The organism is Mesorhizobium sp. NZP2077, assembly GCF_013170805.1.
Taxonomy (GTDB): Bacteria; Pseudomonadota; Alphaproteobacteria; order Rhizobiales; family Rhizobiaceae; genus Mesorhizobium.
Map to the genome: position 1 here is coordinate 5,582,021 of NZ_CP051293.1, position 15,513 is coordinate 5,597,533.

Here is a 15,513-nt window from a genome sequence, read left to right on the forward strand (position 1 = left end):
ATGCCGACTGCGGTCTATGTAAGACCAGATCAAACATCACGGCAGGCAGGATCATGACCACACATTCGCGCGGCGTTTCCGCAACGATCGACCCGGTGAAGCTCGACAGGCTGGCTGAAGTCGCCATCAAGGTCGGGCTGCAATTGCAGCCCGGACAGGACCTGGTGCTGACCTCGTCGATCGCGGCCCTGCCGCTGACCAGGCGGATCGTCGAGCACGCCTACAAGGCCGGCGCCGGCCTGGTGACGCCGATCTTCAACGACGACGAGATGACGCTGGCGCGCTACCGCTTCGGGGCGGACGCCGGTTTCGACCACGCCGCCGGCTGGCTCTATGAAGGCATGGCAAAGGCTTTTTCCAACAATGCGGCCAGGCTTGCCGTGCGCGGCGAGGATCCATCGCTGTTGTCGGCACAGGATCCGGCGAAAGTGGCGCGCGCCAACAAGGCGAACTCGATGGCCTATCAACCGGCGCTGGAAAAGATCACCGGCTTCGACATCAACTGGAACATCGTCGCTTATCCGGACCTCGCCTGGGCCAGGCAGGTTTTCCCCGGCGATGCCGACGATGTCGCCGTGGTGAAGCTCGCCGATGCCATTTTTGCTGCGTCACGGGTCGACGTGGAAGACCCGATCGCAAACTGGACGGCGCACAACGCAGCGCTGCGTAGCCGCACCGAATGGCTCAATGGCCATAATTTCCACGCCCTGCACTTCACCGGACCGGGCACCGACCTGACTGTCGGGCTGGCGGACGGCCATGAATGGATGGGCGGCGCGTCGACCGCCAAGAACGGCATCACCTGCAACCCCAACATCCCGACCGAGGAAGTCTTCACCACGCCGCACGCCAGGCGGGTCGAGGGCCATGTCTGCTCAACCAAGCCGCTGTCCTACCAGGGCACGCTGATCGACGACATCTCGGTGCGGTTCGACGAAGGCCGGATCGTCGAGGCCAAGGCTTCGAAGGGCGAAGATTTGCTGAAGAAAGTGCTCGACACCGATGAGGGATCGCGGCGGCTGGGCGAAGTGGCGCTGGTGCCGCATTCCTCGCCGATCTCGGCCAGCGGGCTGCTGTTCTTCAACACGCTGTTCGACGAAAACGCCGCCTGCCACATCGCGCTCGGCCAGTGCTATTCGAAATGCTTCGTCAATGGCGCCTCGCTCAGCCAGGACGAGATCGCCGCGCGCGGCGGTAACAAGAGTTTTATCCACATCGACTGGATGATCGGCTCGGACAAAATCGACATTAACGGCGTCCACAAGGACGGCCGCAAGGTGCCGGTGATGCGGAAGGGCGAGTGGGCCTGAGGGTCACCCCTTAGGGAGGTCGAATGGCCTTCGACCTGATGGTCAAGCGGATTTACGAGCCGCCCGCTGCCGATGACGGGCAGCGGGTGCTCGTCGATCGCATCTGGCCGCGTGGCGTCAGCAAGGAAGAGGCCGCGCTGGCGCTATGGCTGAAGGAGATCGCGCCCAGCGATGAGCTGCGAAAGTGGTTCGGGCACGAGCCGGCGCGCTGGGCGGAGTTTCGGAAGCGGTACGGAGCCGAACTGGATGGGAATGGCGAGGCGGTGGCGCAACTGCGCGGACTGCTCCGCCAGGGTAAGGTGACACTGCTCTATGGCGCGCACGATGAGGCGCACAACAATGCCGTGGCATTGGCGGGGTATTTGCGCGCAGGTTAAGGTCGCTGATGTTTCTGAGGCCGGGGGCACGAAGGTGAAGGTCGGCCCTACTTCCCTACGGCCTTCTCATAAGCCTCCGGCTTGAACCCAACCAGAACCCTGTCACCGACCTCCAGCACCGGCCGCTTGACCATCGTCGGTTTGGCCAGCATCAGCGCCTTGGCCTTCTTCTCGTCCAGGCCCTGCTTGTCTGCATCCGCCAGTTCTCGGAATGTGGTGCTGCCCTTGTTGAGCAGCTTTTCCCAGCCGACCTTGCCGACCCAGCCATCCAGCCGCTTCGCGTCGAGCCGCTCCGCGCGAAAATCGTGAAAACGGTAGGGCACATCATGGCTCTCCAGCCAGACGCGCGCCTTCTTAACCGTGTCGCAGGTGGTGATGCCGTAGATGGTGATCGTCAAAGCGCGCTTCCCTTGGGCTGACCGTCGAATCCGTGACACAGCCTAAAACCGCCCTCCTCGCTTTGCCAGCGCCCAAGCTCGCAGCTGCGGATTTTTCGGGCTTGCTGCCGGGTTGCCGACCCGTCAGGGGAGCGCTTCAGGCAAGGGCACGCGCTAGAGCGCCACCGCCATCCATCGCGACGAGGCGACAGCCCTCAGGAAATAGGCCTCTTCGATGCCTGGGGCACGGGGGCAGACCAGCTTGCAGAGGATGTGAAAAGCTGCATATGGCGGCCAGGACATTGTCCCAGCCGCCATGCGTGTTACTCGATCCTGTAGCGAGGAGCGGGCTCCGAAGGCGGTATCTCCGGCCTTAGTAGTAAAAACGCTCTTCGGTGATCTTGCCGTTCTTGACCGTGTACAGGCCAACCTCATCCATGGTGACACGCTCGCCGGTGGCCTTGGGCGTTACGTCAAACTTGAAGCGGACGGCGAACTGGTCGCCGTTGACATAGGGGCCTTCGACCGAGCCACCATGGACTTCGTGGTTCTCTTGCCACCATTGGCCCTTTTGCTTGAGAGCCTCCTTGCCACGGGCCACGGCCATCGGCCCTCCCATGGCTTCGTAGCTGACGATATCGTCGGCGTTGTATTTCTCGCCAGCACCGGCGTGATCACCCTGCTTAAGCAGCTCGGTGAAATCCTTGGCAATGTCCGCGATGGTCATTTTGTATTCCTCCTGTTCAGACGCATTCGAAGTAGGGAATAGCTTGGCGGCCCGCCACCTTTGCCCGAACGACAGCTGACAAGGCGTGTCAGGACGATAGATATAGCGCGGCTGTTTGACGACGATTTCTCACATGCCGGCCATGGAATCGACCTGGCCGGTCAATTGCCAACTCCCACGCTCCTTGTAGAAACCCTTGCCGATGGGAACTGTGGATCGGCACAAAATCCCGGACCAACCAGCTGACCGGGTCAATCGATCGTTCTCGGATTTTGGCAACACGCGCTTCAGCGGAAATGAAGCGAGACTGGTGCCTTCCGCACCAGTGATGCTCCGGTTTTCTGGGACGGGCAACTTATGCGGAGAGCATAGGGCAGTTGGCGCCACGGCGGAGGCTGATATGCGCCACGTCGCCGACGCTGAACTGAAACCTCTCGGCCTGGCGCGGGGCATCGATCACCACAGGCATGCCTTGCCCCAGTTCCGCGTGCAGGCGCAGCGTGCGGCCGTGAAAGACGATGCTGTTGACACGCGCCGGCGCGGTTCCTTCTGTCGCCTCAGTGGCGGCCAGCAAATCCTCCGGGCGCACGCCAATGGTGCGCACCTCGCCTTCCCCGGGTGACGGGCCGGTTTCAGAAATGGCTTCCAGCGGCAACGTGCCGGCGGTGAAACGCAGGCGATCGCCATCACGGCCGATAAAACGCGATTGCAGGAGATTCATGGTGCCGATGAAGCTCGCGACAAACTTCGTGGCGGGCCGATCATAGAGCGTCGCCGGCGGCGCGATCTGCTCGATGCGACCCTTGTTCATGACGACGATGCGGTCGGAGATCGACAGCGCCTCGGTCTGGTCGTGGGTGACCATGACGAAGGTCGTGCCAAGGCGCGACTGCAGCCGCTTCAACTCGACCTGCATCTGTTCGCGCAGATGCGCGTCTAGCGCCGACAGCGGCTCATCGAGCAACAGCACGCGCGGCTCGCAGACGATGGCGCGGGCGAGCGCGACGCGCTGGCGCTGGCCGCCCGACAGTTCCAAGACGCGGGCGCCAAGCTTGTCGGCGAGACCGACCATGTCGAGGGCTTCGCCGACGCGCTTTGCCTGCTCGGCGCCGGACAATTTGCGCAGCGACAGGCCGAAGCCGACATTTTCGGCGACGTTCATGTGCGGAAACAGCGCGTAATCCTGGAACACCGTGTTGACCGGCCGGTCGAAGGGCCGAAGCGCTGTGATGTCGCGGCCGTCGAGTAAGACCTTGCCGGTCGACGGGCTTTCGAAGCCGGCGATGACGCGCAGGCTGGTGGTCTTGCCGCAGCCGGATGGCCCGAGCAGCGTGATGAACTCGCCGCTGATGATGTCGAGATCGACGGCATCGAGCCCAACGATGCCACCGGGAAAAATCTTCGAGACATTTTGCAGCCGGACGAGAGGATCAGGCGCCATCGCGAACCTCGGACGGTTTCGTGGTGTTGACCCACAGGATCTGGCACTGCTCGGCGCCGGGATTGCGGAAGGCGTGCAAAAGCGTGCTCTTGAAGGCAAAGCTGTCGCCGGTCTTCAGCCCGTATTTGGTCGAATCCACCACCAGTTCGACCTCGCCCGAAAGCACGTAGCCGAATTCATGGCCGGCATGGGCATAGGCTTCCGCCGTGCCGCCACCGGCCTCCACCGTCACCAGCATGCCGGTCAGCGTCGCGCCCGGCGGCGACAGCAGCGCCTTGGCGATGCCTTCGGATTTTACGGGAATCACGCGGCGGCTGTTGGCACGCACGCAATAGAGATCGTTGACGGCATCATTGCCGTCGGCGATCAGCGCCGACGGCTCGATGTCCAGCGCAGCGGCGAGCGGCCAGATCACCTTGACGCGCAATGAGGACATGCCCCGCTCGATCTGGCTCAGCGCGCCGATCGACACGCCGGCTTTTGCCGCCAGTTCGGCCAGCGACAGGCGGCGCTCCAGCCGTAGCGCCCGCACCCGCCGGCCGACGCGAACGTCGGCATCGTCCTTGGGTTTCTCGGCGGCTTCGTCAAGAACATCCATGCATTCGTCCTCGTTGTCTTTCCCTTCTCCCCTTGTGGGGTAAGAAGCGGTTCGCCCAGCGAACGAAAAGCCAATTGCTTGGCTTTTCGAGCTTCGAACGCCCTGAGCCTGCGAAGGGCCGGGCGTGGTGGCCGATCTACCCTGCCGGGTCCCCGCTGCTTCGCAGCGTCCCGGCGTTTTCCGGCCTTTCATCGTGCCACCGGCACGATGAATTCGCTACGCGAACCGGCTGCTCACCCCACAAGGCGAGAAGGGAAGACCTCAGCTCACCCGCCAGCCTTCACCTTCTCGAACATCTTGGCCACATCGTCATTCTGCTTCATTGGTCCGGTGAAGATGGTGGTCTTCAGCATCACTTCCGGATCGGACGGCAGTTGCAGCTTTTCAAGTTCATCCTTCGCCACGCCGGCGAAGGCGGTTGAGAGCGAGCTGCCATAGCCGTAGGACTGGATCAGGAATTTGCCTGAATCGGCATCCAGCCGGCTGTTGATGAAGTCATAGGCGAGATCGACATTCTTGGCATCCTTCAGCATGACGAAGCCGCAGGCCCAGGTCAGCATGCCTTCCTTTGGCTTCATGAACTCGACCGGCACGCCCTGTTTCTTCAGCGAGGTGGCGGACGCGTTCCAGGTCATGGCGGCGACCAGTTGGCCGCTGGCCAGCGCCTGCTCGACCGAGGTCATGTCGGTGGTGTAGCTCGACAGCAGCGGGCGCTGTTCGCGCAGCTTTACCGCGACCTTGTCCATCTGCTCGGGCGTCATGTCGAAGGGGTTTACGCCGGCCAGAAGTGCGGCAACGATCGGCGTGTCGTGGACGGCGTCGATGGTCGCCATGCGGCCGGCATATTGCTTGTCCCACAGAAGGTTCCAGCTGGCCTCGGGGTTCTTCACCAGATCGGTCCGGTAGAGGATCGAGGTGTTGCCCCAGTCCCACGGCACCATCCAGACCTTGCCGTCGCCGGCCTGCAGATCGGGCAGGTTCTTGAACACCGGGAAGATCGAATCCCAGTTCTTGATGCGCTTGGTGTCGATCGGCTGCAGCAGGCCTTCCTTGTTCCAGCGCGCCACCTTGTCGTAGCAGGGATGCGCAATATCCGGGCGGAAGCCGGCCTTGACCTTGGTGAAGGCATCGTCGTCGTCACCGAAGATCGAGGCCTCGACGCCATCGGGGTGTGCGGCCAGGAAGCTCTTGTTGAAGTCGGGCAGTTCGTAGCCCGACCAGGTGAAGTATTGCAGCTTTTCGGCGGCCAGCGCCACGGTCGACGACAGCGCGAGCGCCAGTGCAGCGAGGCCGGCCCGGGCCTTGTGTCCGGTTATCGATTTCAGAAATGCCATTTTCGTTCTCCTCTCATTGTTGTGGTCAGGCTGTATTGCGGCGCCCGGCGCCAAGCCCGCGGTGACGCAGGAGCTCGGCTGTGCCGGCGATGATGAAGGATACGGCCAGGATCACCGTCCCGAGCGCCATCACGGTCGGCAGCGAGCGGGGAAAGCGCAGCTGGCTCCAGATGTAGAGCGGCAGCGTCGGCTCAGTGCCGGCGAGGAAGAAGACGACGATGAATTCGTCGAAGGAGATCAGGAAGGCGAGCATGAAGGCCGACAGCACGGCGGGCAGGCTGAGCGGCAGCATGACGCGCCGGAATGTCGTCCAGTCGGAGGCGCCGAGGTCGAGCGCGGCCTCGCGAACGGTCTTCGGGATGGCGGCGAAGCGGCTGCGCATGACGACCACCGTCGTCGGCAGCGCCACCAGTATGTGGCCGAGCACGATGGCGATGCGCGATGGTCCGAGGCCGATGAGGTTGACCAGGATCAAGAGCGATATGCCGACAATAACGCCGGGAATGAGGATCGGCAGCCGTGCTATGGCGCTGATGGTGGCGGCAAGGGGCGAGCGGCCATAGAGGTCCATATAGGACACGGTGATGCCGCACAGCGTGGCGCCGGAGGCGGCGATGGCGGCGATGACGAGACTGTTCAAGAGCGCGCCCGACAGCGCCGGATTGCCATAGAGCGTCTCGTACCATTGCAGCGTGAAGCCCTGCAGCGGAAACGCCGCCTGGATGGAATCGTTGAAGGAAAACAGCGGGATCAGCAGGACCGGCAGATAGAGAAACACCAGATAGGCAAGCACATAGAGACCGAGCCAGCGGCCATCGCGTTTCGTGCTGGCGCGTTCCGCTTTCATGTGCGGCTGCCAAATCTGCGGTCGGCGCCGCGCGCCACCAGCACCACAAGCAGGATGACCAGCATGACGCAGACCGAAAGGGCGGCGCCGAACGGCCAGTCATTGGCCTTGCCGAACTGCGACTGGATCAGCGAGCCGATCATGGTGCTGGTCGGGCCGCCGACCATGGCCGGGGTGACATAGTCGCCGACCGTCGGCACGAAGACGACGAGGGCCGCCGCCAGCACGCCCGGCATCGAGTTCGGCAGCACGACACGGCGGAACGCGGTGAACGGCCGCGCGCCAAGGTCGGAAGCAGCCTCGAGCATCGATTTCGGGATGGTGTCCAGCGCCACATAGATGGGCAGGATGGCGAAGGGGGCATAGGCATGCGCGAGCGTGACGACCACCGCCGCCGGCGTGTTCAGGAAGGCCAATGTCGGCTGGGACCAGATACCGCTTTCGATCAGCGCCGAGTTCAAGACGCCGTTGTAGGCGAGCACGATTTTCCAGGCGAAGACGCGCAGGAGATAGCTGGTCCAGAACGGCAGCGTCACCAGGAACAACAGCAGGCTACGCCGCCGCCGGGCATGGAAACCAAGATAGTAGGCGACGGGATAGGCGGTGACGACGGTCGCCAGCGTCACCAGGCCGGCAATGACCAGCGAGCGCAGCGTCACCGTCCAGTAGAGCGGATCGGTGACCACGGTGGCGAAGTTTTCAACGGTCAGCCCAACGCCGAGCAGCGAACCGTCATTGCCACGGAAGGCGAGGAACAGCACCAGGCCAAGCGCAAACAGGATCAGCACGAAAGTGACCAGCGCCCCCGGCAGCAGCATAGCGAGCCGGAAAGCCGATGAAGACCGGGCCTCTGGCGCTTGCATTGCAACTAGGGTCGACATCGACCTGCTCACCCGGGTTTTGAAATTGGCTAAGACTTTTTCATATTCATGAAACTGTCAAGCCGAATCCGGCTTTCATGAATTGTTGCCGTCAGCGCTCCGGCGACCGCCGGAACGCTTGCGGCTTTGCCCGGAATGGTCGAAAAGCCGTAGCCGACCTGGTAAGCCTGCCGTTCTCAGCCGCGTTAACTGGGTTATCTCATCCGAACCGTTTGGTCGGTGTGCCTCGAACGCCTGCGTGCACCGCGAAGAGCCCGCCCTCCTGCGGGTTCGCCCGCAGATGTCTCTCGCTCATGGTGAACCGAGCCGAGGTGACGAAGAGGATGTCGAAATTCTCGCCACCGAAAGCACAGCTCGTCGGCCAGCTGCAGGGCAGTTCCACCACCTTGTCCAGAACTCCGTCAGGTGAAATACGGACCAGGCAGCCGCCCCCTGCGACGCGACAATTCCAGACATAGCCCTCCGCATCCATGCACGACCCGTCCGGCAAACCGCGTGGAAAGCCCGCGAAGAAAAGACGCCTGTCGGTTATTCGCGATTGCACCCTGTCCCAGCGATAGCGAAAGATCTGGTTCTTGGTCGTGTCTGCCGTGATGAAGGCATCATCCGCCGTCCAGACCATAGTGTTGGTGATGCCGAAGCGATCGGCGCTGAGCGCCTCGACAATGCCGGCAGTGTCGACGCGATAGATCCGCCCCGCATCTCGCGAGATATCGCGTGGACGATCGTCGGGGCCGATATTGTTTTCCATGGTGCCGACCCAGAATGAGCCGTCCGGGGCGACCACACCCTCATTCAGCCGTGTGTCAGGGCTGTCCGGTTCGATCGTCGCGATCGTCCTGAAGGTTTCTCCGAAATCCCACAGTGCCACGTCCTTTCGCAGCCCGACAACTGCGCCACCGTCCCTGCGCAGGCCAATCGAGGTTGCGAAGTACGGTGTCTGCCAGCTCTCGTGATCTAGAGTGGCGGATCGAGCCGGTGGATGCGTCGCCCAATGATATCCACCCAGATCAGTGTCTTCGTGCTCTCGTCCCAGACAAGGCTCTCGCCGACAATATCCTGGGCATCAAACACGAAGCCTGGCTGCTTTTCTTCGCTATCCACCACCCTTTTCCCTTTCCGACTGTCGCGTGGTCAACCGCTATTGACAGACAAGATTTCACAAAGATATACACATTTCAAGAAAACATGTCATACAGGTTTTGGGCAAATGGTGAGCGATCGCAGCATAGGACCTGACGAGACAAATCCCGGCCTGGTGAGTGCCGCCATTCAGGCCATCACCCAACACATCCGGGTTGAGCGCCTTGGCCCTGGCGACCTCTTGCCCAGTGAAGCCGACATGACCCGCAAGCTCAGCGTCTCGCGAACAGTGGTGCGGGAGGCGTTTCGATCACTGTCGGCGATGCGCCTGATCGACATGAGCGCCGGACGTCGCGCCAGCGTGGCCAAACTCGACATTGGCGCCATGTCGATGGTGATCGAGCATGGCGTCACCACCGAACAGATCAGCATCCAGCAGGTTTACGATGTGCGTCGTACCATCGAAATGCGCACGGTGGCGCTCGCCGCACTCCGGCGGACCGACGCCGAGGCGGCTGAAATCCAAAAATGTGCGCGGCTGATGCGCGAGAACCATCAGGCGCCCGAGATCGTCATGGAGCACGACATCGCATTCCATGAGGCGATCGCGCGGGCCTCTCACAACCCGGTGTTTTCGTTGATCATCAACGCTTTCAGCGGTGTCACGCGACGCACCTGGGTGATCGGCTGGCGCACGCGTGCCACCGGGGAAGAGCAGATCAAGATGATCGATGGGCACGGAGATATTGCCCGGGCGATCATCGCGGGGAACCCGCAACTTGCCGCCGAACATATGGCCGCGCATTTCGACAAAAGCGTCAAGGCACTGATCGATGCGGGGATCGCATGAAAATCCGCGCGCTTGAGACCATTCGTATCGAAGAGCGGCCCAATCTGCTCTGGATCGAGGTTCATACCGACGAGGGCATCACCGGCCTTGGCGAAACCTTCTTCCTGGCCCGCACGGTCGAGGAATATGTCCATGAATATGTCGCGCCACGCGTCATCGGCCGCGATCCACTGCAGATCGATCTGCTTTCCGCCGACCTGGTTGGCTATCTCGGTTTCCGCTCCAGCGGGGTCGAAGTCCGCGGCAATTCCGCCTTCGACATCGCGCTCTGGGATATTTTCGGCAAGGCCATGAACCAGCCGATTGCACAGCTTCTAGGGGGCTTTTCGCGGCAGTCCATCCGCACCTACAACACCTGCGCCGGCACCGAATACATCAAGGACGGCAAGGGGCAGACAACCGCAAATTATGGTCTCGGCACGAGGCAGGGCTACGACGACCTGAATGGATTTCTCCACCGCGCCGACGAATTGGCGGTAGAGCTGCTTGAAGAGGGTATCACGGCCATGAAGATCTGGCCTTTCGACCATGCCGCCGAGAAAGGCCGGGGGCAAGACATTAGCGCCACTGACCTCAAAGCCGCGCTGCAACCCTTCGAGAAGATCCGCAAAGCTGTCGGCGACAAGATCGACATCATGGTCGAATTCCACTCCCTGTGGCAGCTCCTGCCGGCGATCAAGATCGCCAAAGCGCTCGGACCCTATGGCACATACTGGCATGAGGATCCCATCCGGATGGACAGCCTCGCCGACCTCAAGCGCTATGAGGCCGCGAGCCCGGCGCCGATCTCGGCATCGGAAACCTTGGGCAGTCGCTGGGCATTCCGGGATCTTCTGGAGACCGGTGCCGCAGGCATCGTCATGCTGGATATTTCCTGGTGCGGCGGGCTTTCCGAAGCACGCAAGATCGCGGCGATGGCGGAGGCGTGGCACCTGCCGGTCGCCCCGCACGACTGCACGGGGCCGGTGGTTCTGGCGGCGTCCACACATTTGTCCCTCAACGCGCCCAACGCACTCGTACAGGAGAGCGTGCGGGCATTCTACCGGACCTGGTACCGCGACCTCGTGACCGCACTACCGGAAGTCAAGGACGGCATGATCACCGTGCCGCCCGGCCCCGGGCTCGGGCTGGAGCTCAATCCCGACCTCGGTCGGGCCTACACCGTCCATCGCCGCGTCTCCGACAAGGCAGACATCTGAAACACACTCAACGGGAGGGATAGAATGAAACGACTGACTGCAACGCTTTTGCTCGCGACGACGCTGCTCGCCGGGCCTTCCGTGGCCAGCGCCGACGGGCTCAACATCGTCTTCACGCATCATTCGTCGGCCTCGAACACGTTCTGGCAAGCGGTGAAGAAGGGCTTTGACGATGCCTGCGGCAAGGTCGAGGCCAAATGCAACATGATCTTCACCCAGACCGAAGGTTCGGTCGAGCAGCAACTCGCCAACATGCGCGCCGCCCTTGCCGCCAAGCCGGATGCCTTGCTGACATCGATCGTCGACAACAAGGCGTTCGACGACGTCATCAAGGAGGCACGCGATGCCGGCGTGTTGGTGATTGCCGTCAATGTCGATGACACTGAAGGCGCCAAGGGCAATGCGCGGCAGGCCTTCATAGGGCAAGGTTTCAAGCCGGCGGGTTATTCGCTCGGCAAGGCGATTTCCGAGAGCTTCCCGAAAGAAGGGCCAATCAAGGTTCTGGTCGGCATTTCGGCACCAGGCCAGAACTGGTCGGAAAGTCGCGGCGCGGGAGTGATGCAGTTCCTGGAGGAGTACAAGGCGGCCCATCCCGATCGTCAGGTTTCATGGGAGCGGATCGACAGCGGAACGGATCTCGCGGTCACGTCCGATCGTGTCGGCGCCTATCTCAACGCGCATCCCGACACCACCGCCTATTTCGACACCGGGTTCTGGTGCGCCGGCGTTGCGCGGTCGCTGCAGGATCGCGGCGTCGCGCCGGGCAAAGTCCTGCTTGGCGGCTTCGACCTGGTGCCGGAAGTTCTGCAACAAATGCAGAAGGGCTACGTCCAGGCCCTGGTCGACCAGCAACCTTACATGCAGGGCTTCATGCCGGTGATGGAAGCCTATCTGAACAAGAAGGTCGGTCTGGCACCATCCGACATTGATACGGGCCAGGGCATCGTACGCCCCGACCAGGCCGACGCGATCATGACGCTTTCCGCGCAGGGCCTGCGCTAGGCCCACGCGCCATGTGTTCGCCCGGCGGTGTTCACACCGCCGGGCGGTCCCTTGCCTCGAATTCCTGGAGCCTGCCTTGAAACGCCTCTTCAAGACCTATCTGGAAAAGCCGGAACTGGCGGGATTGATCCTGCTGGCGCTTCTGGTGGTGATTTTCGAGATCCGCTCGGATGGCGTGTTCCTCAATCAGGATAACCTTCGCGGCATACTCGGCATTCTGCCTGAGACGGGCCTCGTCGCCATCGGCGTCACAATCCTGATGATCAGCGGCGAGTTCGACCTGTCGGTTGGGTCGGTGTTCGCGCTGATGCCGATGTGCATGGCCGTCCTCATGGTCGAGGGGGTCCCTTTCCCCCTTGCCTTGCTGGCCGGGCTTGTCGTCTGTGCCGTGATCGGATTCATCAATGGCTATGTGACGATCTGGTTCGAGATCCCGAGCTTCATCACCACGCTCGGCATGCTTTTCATCGCCCGGTCACTGACGATCGTTGTCTCGGGTGGGTTTCCGCCCTTGCTTCCCGTCGATCTGCCGAACTGGCTGTTCACCTCGTTTGTCGGTCCCGGCCATATGTTCCGCATGTCGTTCGTGTGGTTTGTCGGAATTGCCGTGCTGACATCGCTGATGCTTTCCCGGACCAATTTCGGCAACTGGATAAAGGCCACCGGCGGCTTTCATCCCGCTGCCGCCTCGATGGGCATTCCGACCGCAAGGGTGAAGCTCGCATGCTTCATGCTTTGCTCGATGCTGTCCGGTTTCGCCGGCATGTTGCAGGTGCTGAGGCTGGGCTCCCCTTTGCCGTCCATCGGCGAGGGTCTGGAACTCCAGGCGGTCGCGTCGGCGGTCATCGGCGGTGCTTCGCTCGCAGGCGGCATCGGTACGGTCGCTGGCGGCATCATCGGCACGATCCTCATCCGCATCATCGACAACGGGCTTGTGCTCTCCCACGTTGACGCGAACTGGTTCAAATTCGCGATCGGCTTCCTGACCATCTTCGCCGTCGTCGCCAATGCCTGGATGCGCAAGCGCGCCAAGGCGATCAAGATGGAGGGCTGAGGCTTGGAAGACGCAATCATCTCCGTCCGCAATCTTCACAAATGGTATTCCGGCGTCCATGCGCTAAAGGGGGTGAGCCTCGATCTGAAGCGGGGCGAGGCGCTCGGGCTGGTCGGCGACAATGGTGCCGGCAAATCGACGCTCATCAACATCCTGTCCGGCGTCCATACCGCCGATGAGGGCGAGATCCTGGTCGACGGCAAACCGGTGCGGATCGCCAGGCCGCGCGACGCGATGAACCTCGGCATCGAGACCATCTACCAGTACAATTCGATGGTTCCCACCATGTCGATTGCCAGGAACCTGTTTATCGGCCGCGAGCCGACGCGGTTTTCCGTGTTCGGTGTTGGCATCCTGGATCAGAAGAAAATGGCTAGCGAAAGCATCAAGGCGATTGCCGATGTCGACCTGCATCTGCGCTCGCCCGACGCGTTGGTCGGCGAACTGTCAGGCGGCCAGCGGCAGGGCGTCGCCATCGCGCGCGCCATGCATTTCAAGTCGAAGGTGATGATCCTCGACGAGCCGACCAATCACCTATCGGTCAAGGAGACCAGCAAGGTTATTGGCTTTGTACGTGGGCTGAAGGCACAAGGGGTGACCGGCATTTTCATCAGCCACAACATGCATCACGTTTTTGACTGCTGTGATCGCGTGGTCGCGATGGCGCGCGGCGAGGTCGTGCTCGACAAGCGCATCGAGGAAACCTCCATCGATGAAGTCCACAGCGTGCTTTAGAAGCGGGAAATGGCGATGACGAACCTTTCCGGCAAAGTTGTGCTCCTAACCGGTGGTCTGGGTTCGCTCGGCCGCGCCCAGGCCGCCACACTTGCCCGCGCCGGCGCGCGCGTGCTCTTGCTTGACCGACCGGAGAATGCCGAAGGGCCCGGCATCGCGGCGGAATTGGCGGCGGCAAACAAGGGTACGATCGTCTATGTCGGCGGCGACCTGAACCGGTTGGCCGAAGCCGAAGCGACGATCAAGGCGCTCGCCGACGAAGAAGGCGCGATCGACATCCTGATCAACAACGCAGCGCTTATCATCAACCGTCCGTTCGAAGAATTTTCACTCACCGAATATGAGGACCAGATCCGCGTGAACTCCTCAGCCGCCTTCGCTCTGGTACGCGCCTGCGCTCCTGGCATGAAGAACAAGGGCCACGGGAGAATAGTCAATTTCTGTTCAGTGACGCTAAATGGCCGCTGGGAGGGTTACGTGCCTTATGTAGCCTCGAAGGGTGCCATGCTCGGTCTCACGAAGTCGCTGGCGCGGGAATTGGGACCGCATGGCATTACCGTAAACGCAGTGTCGCCCGGCGCCGTCGTTTCCGAGGCGGAGGAGCGCGTTTTCGGAGAACGGCTCAAGGAATACAATGACTGGATCCTGACCAACCAAAGCTTGAAGCGCCGTATCGAGCCGCAGCATGTCGCCGATCTCGTGCTGTTCCTTGTCTCCCCGGCTGCAGACATGATCAGCGGTCAGAACATCAGCGTCGATGGCGGCTGGTAGCGGTGGCGCTCCGTCGATGACAAACAGTGATGTGGTCGAACTTGCCGACGGGCGCGCAAGCCTGTTGGTGAGCCCTCGCGAGGGCGCTGCCATCCTGCGCTACGACGCACTGCGCCCCGACCGGGCGCCGACGCCGCTCATCAAACCATCGACGGGCCTGCTGACGTTCGGGTCTCAGCTGCTGATTCCATGGTCGAACCGTATTTCCGGCGGGGGCTTCGAGTTCGAAGGGCGCTTCCACGCGATAGAGCCTAATGTCGAAGGCGAGCCGTTCCCGCTCCATGGCGACGGTTTCCAAAGGCCATGGCGGCTGACACGACGAACCGGCACTGAAATGGAGCTGGTCCTGGAAAACGGAGCGATCGGACCCTATCACTACCACGCGAGCATCCGCTATGCATTGGAGGACGGCGCACTGTCTGCCGTCCTGACCGTCGAAAACCGAGCCACCATCCGCCTGCCCTATGGGCTCGGTTTCCATCCGTGGTTTCCGCGCTGCCCGCACACTTTGCTGCAAGCATCGGCGCAAAGGGTCTGGCTGGAGGACGAACGCCATCTGCCGACGGAGGTTGTGCCGCTCGCCTCGCGCCCGGACTGGAATTTTTCGCACGCTGCGCCGCTTCCCGACGCCTGGGTCAACAATGCCTTCGAAGGCTGGAATGGGCGCGCCTCGATCGTTCAACCGGATGACGCCATCGTCATCACGGTCGAGGCATCGCCGTCGCTGAACGTCTTCGTTCTCTATTCGCCGGGACGAGACGCCGATTTCTTCTGCTTCGAACCCGTTTCACATCCAGTGGACGCCCACCACGGCAGCGGCCTGACCGCACTGGAACAAGGCGGATCGACAAGCGCGCGTTTGCGTCTACGCTGGGATGAGCTGTAGCGTCGAATCGGGAGTGGCTTGCGGCTCAAGGACATGGTGGC

General features: G+C 62.0%; 16 protein-coding genes and 1 pseudogene. 9 read left to right on the forward strand and 8 right to left on the reverse strand.

Annotation, left to right across the window (positions count from 1 at the left end; translation table 11 throughout):
- Positions 1–53 precede the first annotated feature (53 nt).
- Positions 54–1,310 (forward strand): aminopeptidase, encoded by a 1,257-nt coding sequence (locus HGP13_RS27995; protein ID WP_172231582.1) that lies wholly within the window; start codon positions 54–56, stop codon positions 1,308–1,310.
- A gap of 23 nt (positions 1,311–1,333) precedes the next feature.
- The gene (locus tag HGP13_RS28000; protein WP_172231585.1) at positions 1,334–1,687 is read left to right on the forward strand and encodes a DUF488 domain-containing protein; all 354 of its coding nucleotides are present in this window, start codon (positions 1,334–1,336) and stop codon (positions 1,685–1,687) included.
- Positions 1,688–1,734: 47 nt separating this feature from the next.
- On the opposite strand, the gene HGP13_RS28005 is transcribed toward HGP13_RS28000, so the two are convergent.
- The 8 genes and pseudogenes from HGP13_RS28005 to HGP13_RS28040 form a co-directional block, all read right to left on the reverse strand.
- Positions 1,735–2,085, reverse strand: a complete 351-nt coding sequence (locus tag HGP13_RS28005) for an ArsC family reductase (RefSeq protein ID WP_172231588.1) — start codon at positions 2,083–2,085, stop codon at positions 1,735–1,737.
- A 352-nt stretch (positions 2,086–2,437) separates the two neighbouring features.
- Entirely contained in the window at positions 2,438–2,791 is a 354-nt protein-coding gene (locus HGP13_RS28010) for a SnoaL-like domain-containing protein (RefSeq protein ID WP_172231591.1), read from the reverse strand.
- A 355-nt stretch (positions 2,792–3,146) separates the two neighbouring features.
- Entirely contained in the window at positions 3,147–4,232 is a 1,086-nt protein-coding gene (locus HGP13_RS28015) for an ABC transporter ATP-binding protein (protein ID WP_172231594.1), read from the reverse strand.
- The gene (locus tag HGP13_RS28020; protein ID WP_172231597.1) at positions 4,222–4,830 is read right to left on the reverse strand and encodes a cupin domain-containing protein; all 609 of its coding nucleotides are present in this window, start codon (positions 4,828–4,830) and stop codon (positions 4,222–4,224) included. Before HGP13_RS28020 ends, HGP13_RS28015 begins: the two co-directional genes overlap by 11 nt.
- Positions 4,831–5,096: 266 nt before the next feature.
- A complete protein-coding gene (locus HGP13_RS28025) occupies positions 5,097–6,164 on the reverse strand; it encodes an ABC transporter substrate-binding protein (protein ID WP_172231600.1) in 1,068 nt (355 codons plus the stop codon).
- A 25-nt stretch (positions 6,165–6,189) separates the two neighbouring features.
- Entirely contained in the window at positions 6,190–7,011 is an 822-nt protein-coding gene (locus HGP13_RS28030) for an ABC transporter permease (protein ID WP_172231603.1), read from the reverse strand.
- Complete coding sequence (locus tag HGP13_RS28035; protein WP_172231606.1) at positions 7,008–7,892, reverse strand: ABC transporter permease; 885 nt, start codon at positions 7,890–7,892, stop codon at positions 7,008–7,010. The genes HGP13_RS28030 and HGP13_RS28035 overlap by 4 nt, the downstream gene beginning before the upstream one ends.
- Positions 7,893–8,091: 199 nt before the next feature.
- Positions 8,092–8,999: pseudogene (locus HGP13_RS28040) on the reverse strand (SMP-30/gluconolactonase/LRE family protein).
- A gap of 103 nt (positions 9,000–9,102) precedes the next feature.
- Here HGP13_RS28040 and HGP13_RS28045 point away from each other — a divergent pair.
- From HGP13_RS28045 to HGP13_RS28075, 7 genes are all read left to right on the forward strand, one after another.
- On the forward strand, positions 9,103–9,825 hold the full coding sequence (locus HGP13_RS28045) for a FadR/GntR family transcriptional regulator (RefSeq protein WP_172231609.1): 723 nt from the start codon (positions 9,103–9,105) through the stop codon (positions 9,823–9,825).
- Positions 9,822–11,024: a mandelate racemase/muconate lactonizing enzyme family protein gene (locus HGP13_RS28050; RefSeq protein ID WP_172231612.1), complete on the forward strand. Its 1,203-nt coding sequence runs from the start codon at positions 9,822–9,824 to the stop codon at positions 11,022–11,024. Before HGP13_RS28045 ends, HGP13_RS28050 begins: the two co-directional genes overlap by 4 nt.
- 24 nt (positions 11,025–11,048) lie before the next feature.
- Positions 11,049–12,026: a sugar ABC transporter substrate-binding protein gene (locus HGP13_RS28055; protein WP_172231615.1), complete on the forward strand. Its 978-nt coding sequence runs from the start codon at positions 11,049–11,051 to the stop codon at positions 12,024–12,026.
- Positions 12,027–12,102: 76 nt separating this feature from the next.
- Positions 12,103–13,080, forward strand: a complete 978-nt coding sequence (locus HGP13_RS28060; RefSeq protein ID WP_027058271.1) for an ABC transporter permease — start codon at positions 12,103–12,105, stop codon at positions 13,078–13,080.
- Positions 13,081–13,083: 3 nt separating this feature from the next.
- A complete protein-coding gene (locus HGP13_RS28065) occupies positions 13,084–13,815 on the forward strand; it encodes an ATP-binding cassette domain-containing protein (RefSeq protein ID WP_172231618.1) in 732 nt (243 codons plus the stop codon).
- Between the two features lie 15 nt (positions 13,816–13,830).
- A complete protein-coding gene (locus HGP13_RS28070) occupies positions 13,831–14,586 on the forward strand; it encodes an SDR family oxidoreductase (protein ID WP_172231621.1) in 756 nt (251 codons plus the stop codon).
- Positions 14,587–14,602: 16 nt separating this feature from the next.
- Positions 14,603–15,472 (forward strand): aldose 1-epimerase, encoded by an 870-nt coding sequence (locus HGP13_RS28075; protein ID WP_246707142.1) that lies wholly within the window; start codon positions 14,603–14,605, stop codon positions 15,470–15,472.
- The last annotated feature ends 41 nt before the right edge of the window (positions 15,473–15,513 follow it).